Below are 15,490 nucleotides of genomic sequence, written 5' to 3' on the forward strand. Positions count from 1 at the left end.
ACATGGCGGTCATCGAGATGCGCGGTCTGCGCAAGGACTTCGTCGTACGGGTGAAGGCGGGCCGCCTGCGCCGCGAGAAACGCACCGTTGCCGCCGTCGACGGCATCGACCTGCGCATCGAGCGCGGCGAGATGGTCGGCTATATCGGCCCCAACGGTGCGGGCAAGTCGACCACGCTGAAGATGCTGACCGGCGTGCTCACCCCGTCCTCCGGCGAGGTGTCGGTGTGCGGGCTGCGGCCGGTGCCGCAGCGCACCCGGCTGGCGCTGCGCATCGGGGTGGTCTTCGGCCAGCGTTCCCAGCTCTGGTGGGATCTGCCGCTGCGCGAGTCGTTCGGCCTGCTCCAGCACATCTACCGGGTGCCGGCCGCGGAGCACGCGGCCCGGCTGCGCCGCTGTGTCGCCCTGCTGGACCTGGACGGGTTCCTCGACACTCCGGTCCGGCAGCTCTCGCTGGGCCAGCGGATGCGCGGCGAGCTCACCGCGGCGCTGCTGCACGGGCCGGAGGTGCTGTTCCTGGACGAGCCGACCATCGGCCTGGACGTGGTGAGCAAGCAGGCGGTCCGGTCGTTCCTGGCCGAGTTGGGCGCCACCGGCGACGTCACGCTGGTGCTGACCACGCACGACCTCGCCGACATCGAGCGGCTCTGCGGGCGGCTGGTGGTCATCGACCACGGCCGGGTCGTCCACGACGGCACGATCGAGGCCCTGCACGCCCGGTACGGCTCCCGCCGCCGCCTCGTCGTGGACCTGGACGCGCCGCTGCCGCCGGGGTTCACGGTCGAGGGTGCGACGCTGGTCTCGCTGGAGGCGGACGGCCACCGCGCGTCGTTCGACCTGCTGGCCGACACCGCGGGTCCGGTGGTCGGCCGGCTGGCGGCGCTGGCATCCCTGCGGGACCTCTCCCTGGTCGAACCGGACATCGAGGACGTGGTGGCCCGGTTGTACGCGTCCTAGCGGTGTTCCATCACCAGCACGGCCCAGGTGCCCGGTTCGAGGGCCTCGTAGCGGTGCGGGACGTCGCCGGGGAAGGTCACGTAGTCGCCCGGTCCGAGGTCGATCTCCTCGTTCTCCGGTCCGGTCCGCAGCCGCCCCGCCGCGACGACCAGGTGCTCGATGCTGCCGGCGAGGTGCGCCTCGGCCTGCCGCGAACCGCCCGGCTCGAGCTCCATGACGTACAGGTCGCGGCGCGCGTGTGTGCTGCCGGCGGCGAGCAGCGTGGCGAAGAAGTCGGCGTGGTCCGACTGCAGCCGCGGCCCCTCGCCGGCCCGGACCACCCGGATCAGCGGAGCGGGCGGCTCGACCAGCCGGCTGAACGGCACGCCCAGCGCGACCCCGAGCGACCACAGCGTCTCCACGCTGGGGTTGCCGGTGCCGGACTCCAGCTGGGAGAGCGTCGACTTGGCCAGGCCCGCCCGCCGGGCCAGCTCGGCCAGGGAGATGCCGACGCGGTCGCGCTCGCGGCGCAGTGCCGCGGCGATGGTGGCCAGCGGGGGAGCGGGCTGCGACATGTTCACTCCGTCGATCGGGTCGTTCGGTTTGACGAACGATACGGCAGTCGTTCATTATTTTGAACCATGCGTACGCCAAGCCGAACACCGGATCGGGCCCTGCTCCGCGACGCGGCCGCGATCGCGGCGGCGATGGTCGCGGTGGGTGCGTCGTTCGGGGCCATCACGATCGCGTACGGGCTGCCGACCTGGGTCCCGTTCCTGATGTCGGCGGCGGTGTTCGCGGGCGGCGCCCAGTTCCTCGCGGTGGGCCTGATCGCGGCCGGCAACCCCCTCGCCGCCGTCCTCGCGGGCCTGCTGCTGAACGCACGCCACCTGCCGTTCGGCCTCGCGGTCTCGGCCACCGTCGGCCCCCGCTGGCGGGACCGGCTGATCGGCAGCCACCTGATGACCGACGAGGTGGTGGCCTTCACGCTCGCCGAGGAGGACCCGTCCCGGCGCCGCCGCACGTACTGGCTGATCGGCATCACGCTGTTCACGTCGTGGAACCTGGGCTCGGCGCTGGGCGTCTGGCTCGGCGGCGCGGCGGGTGACCCGGCCGCGCTGGGCCTGGACGCGGCCTTCCCGGCGGGCCTGATCGCCCTGATCCTGCCGTCGCTGCGTGACCGCGACACCCGCGTGGTGGCGCTGGTGGGCGCGGCGGTGGCGGTGGCACTGACGCCGGTGCTGCCGGCCGGGCTGCCCGTGTTGTTCGCGCTGCTGGGCCTGTGCGCGGTCTTCCTGCCGCGCCGCCGCGCCGGGCAGGTCGCGGAGGCCGGGCAGGTCGCGGAGGCTGGGCCGGTCACGGGCGCCGGGCGTCGCGTCGAGACCGAGGAGGCGCCGTGCTGATCGCCGCGATCCTGACCCTGGCCGTCGGCACCTACACGATGCGGCTCAGCGGCGTCCTGCTGCGCGACCGGCTCGAACTCTCCGATCGCCTCCAGCGCCTGCTCCCGATGGCGGCGGCGTCGCTGCTGGCGGCGCTGGCCACGACGGCGGCGCTGATGGAGGGTGCGTCGTTCGCGGGCGTCGCCCGCCCGGCGGGAGTCGTCGTCGGGGCGCTGCTCGCCTGGCGCCGCGCCCCGTTCGTCGTGGTGGTGCTCGCGGCCGCGGCCACGGCCGCGCTTCTCCGCCTGGCCGGTGTCGAGTGACCGGCCGCCCCGATCAGATCTTGGCGCCCAGATCCACCTGGGGCTTCGGGACGCGCATGCGGCGGAACGTCAGCCCGCGCATGATGCCGTAGAGGTAGAGCGAGCCCATCCGCTGCGTCGTGTCCGGGAAGCGGGTCGAGACCAGGTTCTTGACCCGGCGGGAGATCAGCACGCTGTCGACGACCACCGCGATGGCCAGGATCGCCCAGAGCAGGTTGGCGCCGAGCTGGACCGCCTGTGGCATGGCGCCGGTCGAGCCGATGAAGACGATGATGGCGCCGGCGAAGAACCAGGTGCCCGCCGTGCGCTTGGAGTCGACGATGTTGCGCACCAGCGCACGCTCGGGGCCGCGGTCGCGGGCCAGCAGGTAGCGCTCGTCGCCGGCCCGCATGCCGGCCGAGGCCTCCGCGCGCTCCACCCGCTGGCGCTCGCGCATCTGCTTGTATGCCTCGCGCCGGTTGGCCGGGGCCGCCGCCGTGTCGTGCCGGCGCTGGGCGCTGGTGCGCTTCGGCGTGGCGACGCCCAGCTCCTTCTTCGAGGGCGTGTAGGCCTTGGGCTTGGACGCGGTCGACTGCTCGGGCTCGGAGGTCACCGTGGAGGTGGCGTCGGCGACGAGGTCGGCGGACTTTCGGCGAAACAGCGAGGGCACCCCAGCAGCGTAGCCAAGAGGCCCCGCAAAGCCGAAACCGCGCCGACGTTTGTCGGCGCGGTTCCCATTGAATGCAGACGAAAGGACTAGACCCGTTCGACGAGCGCGCCCAGGGCGGCCAGCTTGCCCTCGAAGTCCTCGTAGCCGCGGTTGATCAGGTCGACGCCGTAGACGCGGGACGTGCCCTCGGCCGCCAGCGCCGCGATCAGGTGGCTGAAGCCGGCCCGCAGGTCCGGGATCACCAGGTCGGCGGCGTGCAGCTTGCTCGGGCCCGCGATGACCGCTGAGTGCTTGAAGTTGCGCCGGCCGAAGCGGCACGGGGTGCCGCCGAGGCAGTCGCGGTAGACCTGGATCGTCGCGCCCATGGTGTTCAGCGCCTCGGTGTAGCCCAGGCGCTGCTCGTACACGGTCTCGTGCATGATCGACAGGCCGCGGGCCTGGGTCAGCGCGACCACCAGGGGCTGCTGCCAGTCGGTCATGAAGCCGGGGTGCACGTCCGTCTCCAGCGCGACGGCGTTGAGCTCGCCGCCCGGGTGCCAGAACTTGATGCCACCCTCGACGCCGGTCACGCCGGTGCGGGCCACCCGGGCGTCGGTGATCTCGAACTCGCCGCCGATCGAGCGGAAGACGTTCAGGAACGTCATCATGTCGGCCTGCTGCGCGCCCAGCACCTCGATCTCGCCACGGGTGGCGAGCGCGGCGGCCGCCCAGCTCGCGGCCTCGATCCGGTCCGGGATCGGCTTGTGGTTGTAGCCGTGCAGCTTCGGCACGCCGAGGATCTCGATGACCCGGTCGGTGTGCACCGTGATGATGGCGCCCATCTTCTGCAGCACGCAGATCAGGTCCATGATCTCCGGCTCGATGGCCGCGTTGCGCAGCTCGGTGACGCCCTCGGCGCGTACCGCCGTGAGCAGCACCTGCTCGGTGGCGCCGACGCTCGGGTACGGCAGCTCGAGCTTGGTGCCGTGCAGCCCGTTCGGCGCGGTGAGGTGCATGCCCTCGGGTGTCTTGTCGACGACCGCACCGAACTGGCGCAGCGCCTGGATGTGGAAGTCGATCGGGCGCGGCCCGATGTGGCAGCCGCCCAGATCCGGGATGAACGCGTGGCCGAGCCGGTGCAGCAGCGGGCCGCAGAACAGGATCGGGATCCGGCTCGAGCCGGCGTGCACGTTGATCTCGTCGCTGCTGGCGCTCTCCACGTTCGTGGGGTCCATGACGAGTTCGCCGTCGTCGGCGCCGTCACTGACCTTGACGCCGTGCAGGCCGAGCAGGCCACGGACGACTTCCACGTCCCGGATGCGCGGCACGTCGAAGAGCCGGCTGGGTGTCTCGCCCAGCAGGGCGGCCACCATGGCCTTGGAAACCAGGTTCTTGGCGCCACGGACCCGGATCTGTCCGTGCAGCGGCGCACCGCCGTGTACGGCCAGGACGTCGTCGGTCAACGCAACCTCCAAAGGCGGGCGCGCGAGCACGCCCGGATGCGGATAGGGATGCAGCCGACGGTGGGGGACCAGCGGCTGCCGCCCGGGCAGCATAGCCCTGAGTGACCAGTGCAGAAATCGCCACAACGCCTAGCGCGGCACGAATTGCTGATGATTAAGGCAACAGAAAGGTACAGGCGTGCAGACGGCTCGCCACCGATTACGGAGAGTTAAATATTTACGGAAGCGCCAACATCTGGTCGAGGGCCGCCCGGGCGTACTTCGCGGTGTCGGCGTCGACGGTGATCTGGTTGGGAACCCGGCCCGCCACGAGCTCTTCGAGCGCCCACACGAGGTGCGGGAGATCGATGCGGTTCATGGTCGAGCAGTAGCACACGGTCCGGTCCAGGAACATGACCTGTTTGTCCGGGTGGGCGAGCGCCATTCGGCGTACGAGGTTGAGTTCGGTGCCGATTGCCCAGGCCGAACCGGCAGGCGCCGCTTCCAGGGCCTTGATGATGTACTCGGTCGAGCCGACCTCGTCGGCCGCGCTGACGACGTCGTGCCGGCACTCGGGGTGTACCAGCACGCGGACGCCGGGCACCCGCTCGCGGACCTCGCGGACGCTGTCCATGGTGAAGCGGCCGTGCACCGAGCAGTGGCCGCGCCAGAGGATCATCTTGGCGTCGCGGAGCTGTTCGGGGGTGAGCCCGCCGTGCGGCTTGTGCGGGTCGTAGAGCACGCAGTCGTCGAGGTCGAAGCCCATCTCCCGGACCGCCGTGTTGCGGCCGAGGTGCTGGTCGGGCAGGAAGAAGACCTTCTCGCCCCGCTCGAAGGCCCAGGTCAGGGCGCGCTCGGCGTTGGAGGAGGTGCAGACGACCCCGTTGTTGCGCCCGACGAAGCCCTTGATGTCGGCCGAGGAGTTCATGTAGGTCACCGGGACGACATCGTCGACGATGCCCAGGTCGGTGAACTCGTCCCAGGCGGTCTCGACCTGGCCGAGCACGGCCATGTCCGCCATCGAGCAGCCCGCCGCCAGGTCGGGCAGCACGACGCGCTGGTCGGGACCCGTGAGGATGTCCGCGCTCTCGGCCATGAAGTGCACGCCGCAGAAGACGATGAACTCCGCCTCCGGCCGGGCCGCGGCCTCGCGGGCCAGCTTGAACGAGTCGCCCGTGACGTCGGCGAACCGGATCACCTCGTCGCGCTGGTAGTGGTGGCCGAGCACGAAGACCCGGTCGCCGAGCGCGGCCTTGGCGGCGGTGGCGCGGGCGACGAGGTCGGGGTCGCTCGGCGCCGGCAGGTCGCCGGGGCAGTCGACCCCGCGCTCGCTGGCGGGGTCGGTGCCGCGGCCGAGCAGCAGCAGCGCCGTTGCGGTGTTTCCGGGTTCGGTCCAGGTCGACGTCACGGTGACCATGTTTCCACAACGTTGCCGTGCCGTCGGTTGCCGAAAGGGTGTCCTATGGCACTCAGCGGTGGCGGTTCTGCAGCCGCGTCGCGATCTTGCGAAGCCGTGCCTGGTTCTCCGGCTTGGCCAGCTGGCGCTGACCCTGCTGGACGAGGCGCTGCCCCTTGGGGCTGCGCAGGAACATCTGCAGTCGCTGCATGAGGGTAGCCATGTCTCAACCGTTTCATGCCTACCTGTGCGATACCTGTACCTTCGCAGCGTGCGCGTACTCATCTGCCCGGACAAGTTCGCGGGCACGCTGTCGGCCGCCGAGGCCGCCGCCGCCGTCGCCGAGGGCTGGCACGAGGCGGCACCGGGCGACGAGACCGTGCTGCGCCCGCTCTCCGACGGCGGGCCGGGATTCGTCGAGGTGCTCGCCGCCGCGCTCGACGGCCGCCGGGTGCGCGTCGCCACCGTCGACCCCCTCGGCCGCCCGGTGGCCGGCGAGGTCCTGCTGGTCGGCACCACGGCCTACGTGGAGAGCGCACAGGCCTGCGGCCTGCACCTGCTGGCCCGCCAGGAGCGCGACGTCAACGCCGCCACCTCGTACGGCCTGGGCCTGCTGCTCGCCGCGGCGGTGGAGGCCGGCGCCGCGGAGATCGTGGTGGGGCTGGGCGGCTCGGCGGTCAACGACGCCGGCGCCGGGATGCTCGCCGCGCTCGGCGCCGCGCCGGTCGACGAGAGCGGCTACGCCCTGCCGTACGGCGGGGCGCCGCTGATCACCGCGGCCGGGCTCGGTGGCCTGCCCCGGCTGCGTCAGGTGCGCCTGGTGGCCGCCACCGACGTCGACAACCCGCTGACCGGCCTGCACGGCGCCAGCAGCGTCTACGGCCCGCAGAAGGGCGCCACCAGGGAGGACGTGCTGCGGCTCGACGCCGCCCTGGATCACTTCGCGGGCGTGCTGGAGAAGGCCTTCGACATCGGGGAGCTCCGCACGCTGCCCGGCGGCGGCGCGGCCGGCGGGATCGGCGCCGCCCTGCTGGCCCTCGGCGCCCGGGTGGTCTCCGGCATCGGGCTGGTCACCACCCTGATCGGCCTCGAGGAGCAGCTCGACGCCGCCGACCTGGTGATCACCGGCGAGGGTTCCTTCGACCACCAGTCGCTGCGCGGCAAGGTGGCGGCCGGCATCGCGAACGGCGCCCGCGACCGGGGCCTGCCCTGCGTGGTCGTGGCCGGGCGCAACGAGACCGGCCACCGCGAGGCGGCCGGCGCCGGCGTCACCGAGACATACGCGCTCGTGGATCATTTCGGCTCCGAGGAGCGGGCGCTGGCCGAGCCCGCCCGGGGCGTGCGCGAGATCGCCGCGAGGCTCGCCCGGCAATGGAGCCGCTGAGCAGGTGTTCGACATCTCGGCCAAGGCGATTGGGAATACACCGGAACAGCGCTAGCGTTGGTCGGTACGGCACATCACCGGACCGGCAGGGAGAACCGCAACGTGACCACTGAAGCGCACACCGAGTCGACCGAGGCCACCACGGCCGCGCCGACCGGCGTCATTTTGACCGACGTCGCGGCTGTCAAGGTCAAGGGCCTCATCGAGCAGGAAGGTCGCGACGACCTGCGCCTGCGCATCGCCGTGCAGCCCGGTGGCTGCTCGGGCCTGCGGTACCAGCTCTTCTTCGACGAGCGGTCGCTGGACGGCGACGTCGTCTCGGACTTCGACGGGGTAGAGGTGGTCGTCGACCGGATGAGCGCGCCCTACCTGGCGGGTGCCACGATCGACTTCGCCGACCGCATCGACGCGCAGGGCTTCACGATCGACAACCCGAACGCGCAGAACTCGTGCGCCTGCGGTGACTCGTTCCACTGATCGTCCAGCGATGAGGGTCGTCCCCGGTTTGCGGGGGCGGCCCTTTCGCGTGTCCGCCAGGTGACGCCGGGATGGCGTCCGTCCCCAGGGCCGGTAGGCTCACCCGGTAATCGCACCCGACCTCGAGGGCCGACATGAAGATCGCCGTTACCGGCTCGATCGCCACAGACCATCTGATGCACTTCCCCGGCAGGTTCGCCGAACAGCTCATCGCCGACCAGCTGCACAAGGTCTCGCTCTCGTTCCTGGTCGACGACCTGGTCGTGCGGCGCGGCGGCGTGGCGTCGAACATCGCCTACGGCATGGGCAAGCTCGGCCTCAGCCCGATCCTGGTCGGGGCGGTCGGTGCCGACTTCGCCGACTACCGGTCCTGGCTCGAGCGCCACGGCGTCGACTGCGACTCGGTGCACGTCAGCGAGATCGCGCACACGGCCCGCTTCGTCTGCACCACCGACGACGACCTCAACCAGATCGCGTCGTTCTACGCCGGCGCGATGAGCGAGGCCCGCAACATCGAGCTCGCACCGGTCGCGGCGCGCGCCGGCGGACTCGACCTGGTGCTGGTCAGCGCCAACGACCCGGCCGCCATGATCCGCCACTCGCAGGAGTGCCGGGCCCGCGGCTACTCGTTCGCCGCCGACCCGTCGCAGCAGCTCGCCCGCATGGACGGCAGCGACGTGATGACGCTGATCAGCGGCGCGGACTACCTGATGACCAACGACTACGAGCGTTCGCTGCTGGAGACCAAGGCGGGTCTCACCAGCGAGCAGGTTCTCGAGCAGGTCAAGGTCCGCGTCACCACGCTGGGCAAGGACGGCGTCGAGATCACCGGCCGCGACATCGAGCGCATCCACGTGCCGGTCGCCTGCGACGTCATCCCCGAGGACCCGACCGGCGTCGGCGACGGCTTCCGGGCCGGCTTCTTCGCGGCGCTGGGCTGGGGCGTCGGCCTCGAGCGGGCCGCGCAGGTCGGTTCGCTGGTGGCCGCCCTGGTCCTCGAGACCGTCGGCCCGCAGGAATACGACGTGAAGGCGGACTTCTTCCTCAAGCGCCTCGCCGACTCGTACGGTGACGCGGCGGCCGCGGAGATCCAGCCGCACCTGCCGGCCACGGTGTAGCACCGATGGTCCTCGCCGTCTTCGCCGGTCTGCCGGGAGTGGGGAAGAGCACCCTCGCCCGGCAGGTGGGGGCGGTTCTGCCGGCCGCGGTGCTCGCCGTCGACACCGTCGACTTCACGATGCAGGCCTACGACGTCACCGAACCCCGGCCCGGCTTCGCCGCGTACGGGGTGGTGGCGGCGCTGGCCGAGACCCAGCTCAGAATGGGTCACCACGTGATCATCGACGCGGTGAACCCGGTGAAGGCGGCCCGGCAGCTCTGGACCGAGCTCGCGGAACACCTCGACGTCCCGCTCCGGGTCGTCGAGGTGGTCTGCGGCGACGACGCCGAGCACCGCCGCCGGGTCGAGGCCCGCTATGCGGCCCGGGCGCACGACGGCATCCCCGACTGGGTGCGGGTGCTCGAGCGCCAGGCCGAGTACGAGCCCTATCCCGGCCCGCGGCTGGTCGTGGACACGTTCCTGGCCGAGAAGCCGGTCGAACCCGTCGTCGACTACCTGACCCTGCGCACCTCGTAGGCGTCCGGCTCCGGGCTGCCCAGGTAGTCGTGGCCCTTCATCCGGCACCACGCCGGGATGTCGTTGGCCGCCGCCGGGTCGTCCGCCAGCACCCGGATCACCGCGCCGACCTCGACGGACGGCATCCGCTTCGCGAGGTCGATGATCGGCAGCGGGCAGCGCCGGCCGCGGGAGTCCACCTCGATCACATCCCCGCCTCCTTCCGGATCTCCGCGACCACGCCGGGCAGCACCGCCAGGAAGCGGTCGACGTCGTCCTCGCTGGTGCCGCGGTGCAGCGACACCCGTACGTTGCCGTGGCTGAGCACGCCCATCGCCTCCAGCACGTGGCTGGGCCGCAGCGTCGAGGCGGTGCACGAGGAGCCTGAGGAGACCGCGAAGCCGTGCCGGTCCAGCGCGTGCAGCAGGGCCTCGCCGTCGACGTACAGGCAGGAGAAGGTCACCAGGTGCGGCAGCCGCTCGACGGGGTCGCCGACGACCTCCACATCGGGCACGGTCGCCGCGACGGTCACCCTGATCTTCTCCACCAGCCCCGACAGCCGCACGGCCTCCGCGTCCGCCTCGGCCAGCACGGCCCGCAGCGACGCCGCGGCCGCGACGACCGCCGGCAGATCGAGCGCACCCACCGGCCGCGGCCGGTGATGATCATCACCCGGGTACGGCGCCAGCCACCGCACGCCCTTGCGCACCACGAGCACGCCGACGCCCGGCGGGCCGCCCCACTTGTGCGCGCTGGCCGTCAGCAGGGACCAGCCCGGCGGCACCGTGCAGCGTCCGACCGACTGGGCGGCATCGACGTAGAGCGGCACCCCGGCCTCGGCGCAGGCCTCCGCGGCGGCCGCCACGGGCTGCGCGGTGCCGACCTCGTGACTGGCGCTGATCAGGGCGGCGAGCGCCACCCCGGTACCCGCGACCGCGGCGCGCCAGGCGTCCAGGTCGAGCCGCCCGAGGATGTCGACGCCGACCGGCACGGCCTCGCCCCGCGCCGCGGCGTGCAGCACCGCGGAGTGCTCGACGGCCGAGTGCACGAGCGTGCGCCCCGCCCTCGCGCGTCCCGCCAGCCCGCCCAGCACGGCGGCGTGCGCCGCGGCCGTGCCGGAGGGGTGGAAGGAGAGCTCGTCCGGGCGTACGCCCAGGCACTCGGCGACGGTGGCCTGTGCCGCCTCCCGCAGCTGCTGGGCCCGCCGGCCCGCGGCGTAGAGCCGGTCGGGGTCGGCCCAGCCGTCCTCGAGGGCGGCGAGCAGCGCCTGGCGGGCCACGGGATGCAGGGGCGCCGCAGTGGCCGCGTCGAGGTAGGTGGGCGCACCGGCATGAACAGCCCTGAATTCCATCTTCAGGACGGTATCGTCCACATGATCAGTGGTTGCGCGGGTACCTCGATGATCGGACCCCCGGTAAACGGGTGGCCGGGCCAGGTCGAGTAGTGTGCGACCGTCGGTGACACCTTGCCGCCGGTGTCCGGATTTTCGCACCGGGCGGTGCTCTAGGGAGGCAGGAGCAGGTGGTCTCAAGGAGTTCGGTCGCACGGCCGCGCGTCGTACGGCTAGCCGGGCTCGGTGTCGGTGGTGCCATGCTGCTGGCCCTGCTGTCGGGCTGTTCGTTGACCGGGATCGGAAGCGCTTTCGACGGCTTCGGATGGCCGCAGGGCGGCATCACCCCGCAGGCTCACAGGATGTACGACCTGTGGATCGCCTCGGTGATCGCGGCCCTGGTCGTCGGGTTCTTCGTCTGGGGCCTGATCTTCTGGTGCATCGTGCGGTACCGCAAGCGCGGCGACAAGCTGCCCGTGCAGACCCGGTTCAACATGCCGTTGGAGATCCTCTACACGGTCACGCCGGTGCTGATCGTCGCGGTGCTCTTCTACTACACGGCGATCGTGCAGACCGACGTGGACAGGCTGTCGGCGAAGCCGGACGTGACCGTCGAGGTCGTCGCGTTCAAGTGGAACTGGCAGTTCAACTACCGGGACGAGCCCGGTGCCGACGCGCGGACGGTGGCGTCGACCCTCGGCTCGACCGACATCATCCCGCTGCTGGTGCTGCCGACGGGTAAGAAGATCCGCTTCGAGGAGACCAGCAAGGACGTCATCCACTCGTTCTGGGTGCCGGAGATGCTCTTCAAGCGCGACGTCTTCCCGGGCAACGTGCGCAACGTCTTCGAGGTGACCCTCGACAAGGAGGGCCGCTACATCGGCCGCTGCGCCGAGCTCTGCGGCACCTACCACGCCTTCATGCAGTTCGAGCTCGTGGTGGTCTCGCCGGAGAAGTACGACCGGTTCCTCGCCGCGAAGGTGGCGGGTGCCTCCACACCGGAGGCCATGGGCGTGATCGGCTACGTCGGCGACGAGCGCTACGCCATCAAGACCTCGCCGATCGACACCCGCCGGCATGGCCAATCCTGGAACCAGCAAGACGACCCCGTAGCGGCAGGGAAGTAGGAACCCGAGTTGAAGACCGAATACAAGATCTTCGCCGGCGTCGCCGTCTTCCTCTTCGGCGCGGCCGCCGTCTACGGCGTGTGGACCCACGGCGCGACCGGCCAAATCGAGTGGATCGGCTTCGTCGCCCTCATCCTCTCCGGCCTGCTCTGCGCGATGTGCGGCGGCTTCTTCTGGTTCGTCGCCCGCCGCATCGACCCGCGCCCCGAGGACCGCGACGACGGCGAGATCGCGGAGGGCGCCGGCGAGATCGGCTTCTTCAGCCCGGGCAGCTACTGGCCGTTCGGCATCGCGCTGGCGGCGTCGGTCGCCGGCATGGGCCTGGTGTACTGGATGTGGTGGCTGCTCGCGCTGGGTCTGGTCATGGTGATCTTCACCGCCTGCGGCATGCTGTTCGAGTACTACTCGGGCACCCGGCACCCGGCCGAGCACTGACCGGCTGAGACGTTCGAACGGCCCGCATCCTGAGGGGATGCGGGCCGTTCTTCTTGTGTACGGGCCCGGCGGCGGCCCCGTGCCGCGGCACGGGGCCGGTCACGGGCGGGGACCGCCGGGTGCCGGGTCAGGCCGCGCGGCGTTGCTGCGGCGCCACCCGGGACCCGCCGGCGGACAACAGCACGCGGATGGTGACCGGCGCCAGGATCTCCGCGGCGCCGCACCGGGTGCAGAGGAGCTCGGGGCAGTCCTCTTCGTGGCCGTCGGCGCAGGGCGGGGTCTCGAAAGGCATTTCGGTGTCGCACATGACGCAGCGCAGTTCGCGTTCTCGCACGGGTGGCTCCTCTTCGCCGGAAGGTGGATATACCCGAATGTCACTAAAACGTTGTCATGTTGGAGGAGTCGGCGCGGGAACCCCGCTCGGCGTGTCTGAAAAATATTGAGGTCAGACCGATTCGGCGGCCTTGGCCGCCCGCGCCGCCTCGACCCAGCGGTCCAGCAGGGTCGTCGCCGCCCCCGAATCCACCGTCTCCGCGGCCCGGGCGATGCCCGCGCGCATCGTGTCGGCGAACCCGCCCGGGAAGCCGGCGTGCGCCGCGAACGCCGCCGCCGCGTTGAGCAGGACGGCGTCGCGGACCGGGCCCTGCTCGCCGGCGAACATCCGCAGCGCCGCGCCGGCGTTGAACGCCGCGTCGCCGCCGCGCAGGTCGCCGGCCTTGCTGCGGGGGAGGCCGAGGTCGACGGAGTCCACCACGGATTCCGTCACCGTGCCCTCGCGGACCAGCCACACCCGGGTCGGCGCCGCCGTCGTGAACTCGTCCAGGCCGTCCTCGCCGCGCATCACCAGCGCCGAGTCGCCCCGGGCGGCGAACACCTCGGCCATCACCGGCGCCATCCGCTTGTCGAAACAGCCCACCGCCGCGGAGCGGGGCCGGGCCGGGTTCGTGAGCGGGCCGAGCACGTTGAAGAACGTCGGGTGGCCCAGCTCGCGCCGCGTCACCGCGGCGTGCCGCATGCCCGGGTGGTAGCGGGCCGCGAAGCAGAAGCCGATCCCGGCCTCGGCGACCGTGCTGGCCACGCCCCGCGGGCCCAGGTCGAGCGGGATGCCGAAGAACTCGAGCAGGTCGGCGGTGCCGCAGGCCGAGGAGGCCGCCCGGTTGCCGTGCTTGACCACCGTCACCCCGGCGGCCGCGACCACGATGGCGGCCATCGTGGAGATGTTGACCGTGTGTGCCCGGTCACCGCCGGTGCCCACCACGTCGATCGCGTCCTCGCGCACGGCGTCGGGCAGGTCGACGACCGTGGCGTTGGCCAGCATCGCCTCGACCAGGCCGGCCAGCTCGGCCGGCGTCTCGCCCTTGGCCCGCAGCGCCACCGCGAAGCCGGCGACCTGAACCGGTGTGGCGTTGCCGGCCATGATCTCGCCCATGGCCCAGGCGGTGTCCTGCGCCGACAGCTCCTCGGCCCGCAGCAGGGCGCTCAGCAGGTTCGGCCAGGTACGTGCGCCCATGGTGGGCACTCCTTCGCGGGGTGAGGGGGGTGTCAGCCCAGCTTGCCCATGGTGCCCAGCGGGATCACGCCGTTGCGGCGGCCGCGGAGCATGCCGGCGATGGTCTGCCCGGTTGTCACCGGGTCGAGCGGGTGCACCAGCGTCGCGTCGACCTGGGCGAAGGCGGCCAGCCAGCGGTCGGCCGCGCGGGCGATCACGACGCAGGTCGGCGGCGGGTCCGCGTATTCGTCCTTGGTCTGCCGGGCGATGCCCAGGCCGCCGGCCGGCGCGGCCTCGCCGTCGAGGACCATCAGGTCGACCTCGAACGTGTCCAGCAGGATCCGGCACTCCTCCCAGGTGGAGGCGTCCACGAACTCCACGGCGAGGTCGGCGGCGGGGCGGACGCCGATCGCCAGCCTGATCCGGTCACGGACCGCGAGATCGTCGCTGTACAGCAGGACCGTGTACCTGTCCGGCTGAGGCTTGCTGTCGTCGTTCATGTTCGCCCCGGTTCCCACGCTCGTAGGTGCGCGCTGATCGTACCGAACCGGCTATTCGGTGTCCGGCTGTGGTCGTACCGGCGCGGTCTGGTTTGTGATCTTGGTCGCGCCGGCCGCCTCCGCCCGCTCGGCCGCCTCGGCGCGGTCCAGGGCGCGGTCGATCCGCTTCGCCTCGCGCTCGGACTGCCTGATCCACTGCAGGACCAGGATGCCCAGCATCGTGACGCTGACGATCTCGCCGCCGGCCCACAGCACGCCGCCCGCCGTGACCTGATCGTTCCACGGGTCCGACCAGGCCAGATGCAGGTTCGGGTACCAGTCGCCGCCGAGCAGGGTCCGGCTCTGCATGATGGTCAGGCCCAGCACCGTGTGGAACGGCACGGACAGCACCATGAGCAGGGCGCGGGCGGGGTACGGCCAGCGGTTCGGCAGCGGGTCCAGGCCCAGCAGCGGCCAGAAGAACAGGCAGCCCGTGGCGATGAAGTGCACGTGGATGAACTCGTGCAGCCAGGCGTGCTCGAGGGTGGCCCGGTAGAGCCCGGTGAAGTAGAGGACGAACGGGTTCGCGATGAACAACGCGAACGCGACCAGCGGAAACGTCAGCACCCCGACGAACCGGCTGTGCAGCACCCTCAGCAGCGCCTTGCGGTTGCCGGTGGGCAGCGTGCGCAGGGCGAGGGTCACCGGCGCGCCAAGGGCCAGGAAGATCGGGCCCACCATGGACAGCATCATGTGCTGGATCATGTGCACGCTGAGCAGGGTGGTGTCGTACGCCTCGATGCCGGTCACCGACACCGCCGCGATGGAGCCCAGGCCGCCGCCGATGAACGCCACGGTGCGCCCCGGGGGCCAGTGGTCGCCGCGTCGCCGCATGCGGTGCACGCCGTACAGGTATACGGCGGCCGCGACCAGCAGGAAGAGCGCGAGAAGGCTGGTCAGCCGGATCTGGGTGAAGATCTCGCCGACGCTGAACGGCGGGGGGAGAGTATCCCCGCCGGCGATCACCGGCGTGGGCATTTCGACGTGC

General features: G+C 71.6%; 20 protein-coding genes. 9 read left to right on the top strand and 11 right to left on the bottom strand.

Annotated features, from left to right (window positions below; translation table 11 throughout):
- Positions 1 to 2 precede the first annotated feature (2 nt).
- Entirely contained in the window at positions 3 to 956 is a 954-nt protein-coding gene (locus tag AB0B58_RS05295; RefSeq protein WP_360217856.1) for an ATP-binding cassette domain-containing protein, read from the top strand.
- Here the strand turns inward: AB0B58_RS05295 and AB0B58_RS05300 are convergent.
- A complete protein-coding gene (locus tag AB0B58_RS05300) occupies positions 953 to 1,510 on the bottom strand; it encodes an XRE family transcriptional regulator (protein WP_360217859.1) in 558 nt (185 codons plus the stop codon). The genes AB0B58_RS05295 and AB0B58_RS05300 overlap by 4 nt on opposite strands.
- A gap of 66 nt (positions 1,511 to 1,576) precedes the next feature.
- Between AB0B58_RS05300 and AB0B58_RS05305 the strand changes: the two genes are divergently transcribed.
- Positions 1,577 to 2,338 (top strand): AzlC family ABC transporter permease, encoded by a 762-nt coding sequence (locus tag AB0B58_RS05305; RefSeq protein WP_360217862.1) that lies wholly within the window; start codon positions 1,577 to 1,579, stop codon positions 2,336 to 2,338.
- Positions 2,332 to 2,640 (top strand): AzlD domain-containing protein, encoded by a 309-nt coding sequence (locus tag AB0B58_RS05310; RefSeq protein ID WP_360217865.1) that lies wholly within the window; start codon positions 2,332 to 2,334, stop codon positions 2,638 to 2,640. The genes AB0B58_RS05305 and AB0B58_RS05310 overlap by 7 nt, the downstream gene beginning before the upstream one ends.
- Positions 2,641 to 2,653: 13 nt before the next feature.
- On the opposite strand, the gene AB0B58_RS05315 is transcribed toward AB0B58_RS05310, so the two are convergent.
- From AB0B58_RS05315 to AB0B58_RS05330, 4 genes are all read right to left on the bottom strand, one after another.
- Entirely contained in the window at positions 2,654 to 3,289 is a 636-nt protein-coding gene (locus AB0B58_RS05315) for a DUF3043 domain-containing protein (RefSeq protein ID WP_360217868.1), read from the bottom strand.
- A gap of 86 nt (positions 3,290 to 3,375) precedes the next feature.
- Positions 3,376 to 4,731 carry a UDP-N-acetylglucosamine 1-carboxyvinyltransferase gene (gene murA / locus AB0B58_RS05320; RefSeq protein WP_360217871.1) on the bottom strand — a complete coding sequence of 452 codons (1,356 nt, stop codon included), beginning with the start codon at positions 4,729 to 4,731 and terminating at the stop codon, positions 3,376 to 3,378.
- A 217-nt stretch (positions 4,732 to 4,948) separates the two neighbouring features.
- Entirely contained in the window at positions 4,949 to 6,118 is a 1,170-nt protein-coding gene (gene nadA, locus AB0B58_RS05325; RefSeq protein ID WP_360217874.1) for a quinolinate synthase NadA, read from the bottom strand.
- 61 nt (positions 6,119 to 6,179) lie between these two features.
- Entirely contained in the window at positions 6,180 to 6,329 is a 150-nt protein-coding gene (locus AB0B58_RS05330) for a hypothetical protein (protein WP_354717138.1), read from the bottom strand.
- A 48-nt stretch (positions 6,330 to 6,377) separates the two neighbouring features.
- Between AB0B58_RS05330 and AB0B58_RS05335 the strand changes: the two genes are divergently transcribed.
- The 4 genes from AB0B58_RS05335 to AB0B58_RS05350 all read left to right on the top strand — a co-directional run bounded on the left by AB0B58_RS05335 (position 6,378) and on the right by AB0B58_RS05350 (position 9,603).
- Entirely contained in the window at positions 6,378 to 7,490 is a 1,113-nt protein-coding gene (locus AB0B58_RS05335; RefSeq protein ID WP_360217878.1) for a glycerate kinase, read from the top strand.
- A 102-nt stretch (positions 7,491 to 7,592) separates the two neighbouring features.
- Positions 7,593 to 7,967: an iron-sulfur cluster insertion protein ErpA gene (erpA, locus tag AB0B58_RS05340; RefSeq protein WP_360217881.1), complete on the top strand. Its 375-nt coding sequence runs from the start codon at positions 7,593 to 7,595 to the stop codon at positions 7,965 to 7,967.
- A 134-nt stretch (positions 7,968 to 8,101) separates the two neighbouring features.
- Positions 8,102 to 9,085, top strand: coding sequence for a carbohydrate kinase family protein (locus AB0B58_RS05345; RefSeq protein WP_360217884.1), 984 nt, complete (start codon positions 8,102 to 8,104; stop codon positions 9,083 to 9,085).
- A gap of 5 nt (positions 9,086 to 9,090) precedes the next feature.
- Entirely contained in the window at positions 9,091 to 9,603 is a 513-nt protein-coding gene (locus AB0B58_RS05350) for an ATP-binding protein (protein ID WP_360217887.1), read from the top strand.
- On the opposite strand, the gene AB0B58_RS05355 is transcribed toward AB0B58_RS05350, so the two are convergent.
- Both AB0B58_RS05355 and AB0B58_RS05360 read right to left on the bottom strand, forming a co-directional pair.
- The gene (locus AB0B58_RS05355; RefSeq protein WP_184996604.1) at positions 9,579 to 9,791 is read right to left on the bottom strand and encodes a sulfurtransferase TusA family protein; all 213 of its coding nucleotides are present in this window, start codon (positions 9,789 to 9,791) and stop codon (positions 9,579 to 9,581) included. The genes AB0B58_RS05350 and AB0B58_RS05355 overlap by 25 nt on opposite strands.
- A complete protein-coding gene (locus tag AB0B58_RS05360; RefSeq protein ID WP_360217892.1) occupies positions 9,788 to 10,933 on the bottom strand; it encodes an aminotransferase class V-fold PLP-dependent enzyme in 1,146 nt (381 codons plus the stop codon). Before AB0B58_RS05360 ends, AB0B58_RS05355 begins: the two co-directional genes overlap by 4 nt.
- Before the next feature lie 239 nt (positions 10,934 to 11,172).
- On the opposite strand from AB0B58_RS05360, the gene coxB reads away from it, so the two are divergent.
- The gene (coxB, locus tag AB0B58_RS05365; RefSeq protein ID WP_360217895.1) at positions 11,173 to 12,039 is read left to right on the top strand and encodes a cytochrome c oxidase subunit II; all 867 of its coding nucleotides are present in this window, start codon (positions 11,173 to 11,175) and stop codon (positions 12,037 to 12,039) included.
- Positions 12,040 to 12,048: 9 nt separating this feature from the next.
- Positions 12,049 to 12,474: a cytochrome c oxidase subunit 4 gene (locus tag AB0B58_RS05370; protein WP_360217898.1), complete on the top strand. Its 426-nt coding sequence runs from the start codon at positions 12,049 to 12,051 to the stop codon at positions 12,472 to 12,474.
- Between the two features lie 127 nt (positions 12,475 to 12,601).
- Here AB0B58_RS05370 and AB0B58_RS05375 read toward each other — a convergent pair whose 3' ends face one another.
- From AB0B58_RS05375 to AB0B58_RS05390, 4 genes are all read right to left on the bottom strand, one after another.
- Entirely contained in the window at positions 12,602 to 12,808 is a 207-nt protein-coding gene (locus AB0B58_RS05375) for a hypothetical protein (RefSeq protein ID WP_360217901.1), read from the bottom strand.
- A gap of 111 nt (positions 12,809 to 12,919) precedes the next feature.
- Complete coding sequence (trpD, locus tag AB0B58_RS05380) at positions 12,920 to 13,984, bottom strand: anthranilate phosphoribosyltransferase (protein WP_360217904.1); 1,065 nt, start codon at positions 13,982 to 13,984, stop codon at positions 12,920 to 12,922.
- A 32-nt stretch (positions 13,985 to 14,016) separates the two neighbouring features.
- Positions 14,017 to 14,463 (bottom strand): hypothetical protein, encoded by a 447-nt coding sequence (locus tag AB0B58_RS05385; RefSeq protein ID WP_360217907.1) that lies wholly within the window; start codon positions 14,461 to 14,463, stop codon positions 14,017 to 14,019.
- A gap of 51 nt (positions 14,464 to 14,514) precedes the next feature.
- Positions 14,515 to 15,480 carry a cytochrome c oxidase assembly protein gene (locus AB0B58_RS05390; protein ID WP_360218702.1) on the bottom strand — a complete coding sequence of 322 codons (966 nt, stop codon included), beginning with the start codon at positions 15,478 to 15,480 and terminating at the stop codon, positions 14,515 to 14,517.
- Positions 15,481 to 15,490 lie beyond the last annotated feature (10 nt).

It is taken from the genome of Actinoplanes sp. NPDC049118 (assembly GCF_040648555.1).
Taxonomy (GTDB): domain Bacteria; phylum Actinomycetota; class Actinomycetes; order Mycobacteriales; family Micromonosporaceae; genus Actinoplanes.

Bases quoted from the DNA above. Each gene is read 5' to 3' on its own strand.
- AB0B58_RS05295 (WP_360217856.1), top strand. From the start codon at position 3: ATGGCGGTCATCGAGATGCGCGGTCTGCGCAAGGACTTCGTCGTACGG.
- AB0B58_RS05300 (WP_360217859.1), bottom strand. From the start codon at position 1,510: ATGTCGCAGCCCGCTCCCCCGCTGGCCACCATCGCCGCGGCACTGCGC.
- AB0B58_RS05305 (WP_360217862.1), top strand. From the start codon at position 1,577: ATGCGTACGCCAAGCCGAACACCGGATCGGGCCCTGCTCCGCGACGCG.
- AB0B58_RS05330 (WP_354717138.1), bottom strand. From the start codon at position 6,329: ATGGCTACCCTCATGCAGCGACTGCAGATGTTCCTGCGCAGCCCCAAG.
- AB0B58_RS05345 (WP_360217884.1), top strand. From the start codon at position 8,102: ATGAAGATCGCCGTTACCGGCTCGATCGCCACAGACCATCTGATGCAC.
- AB0B58_RS05350 (WP_360217887.1), top strand. From the start codon at position 9,091: ATGGTCCTCGCCGTCTTCGCCGGTCTGCCGGGAGTGGGGAAGAGCACC.
- AB0B58_RS05360 (WP_360217892.1), bottom strand. From the start codon at position 10,933: ATGGAATTCAGGGCTGTTCATGCCGGTGCGCCCACCTACCTCGACGCG.
- coxB (WP_360217895.1), top strand. From the start codon at position 11,173: ATGCTGCTGGCCCTGCTGTCGGGCTGTTCGTTGACCGGGATCGGAAGC.
- trpD (WP_360217904.1), bottom strand. From the start codon at position 13,984: ATGGGCGCACGTACCTGGCCGAACCTGCTGAGCGCCCTGCTGCGGGCC.
- AB0B58_RS05385 (WP_360217907.1), bottom strand. From the start codon at position 14,463: ATGAACGACGACAGCAAGCCTCAGCCGGACAGGTACACGGTCCTGCTG.
- AB0B58_RS05390 (WP_360218702.1), bottom strand. From the start codon at position 15,480: ATGCCCACGCCGGTGATCGCCGGCGGGGATACTCTCCCCCCGCCGTTC.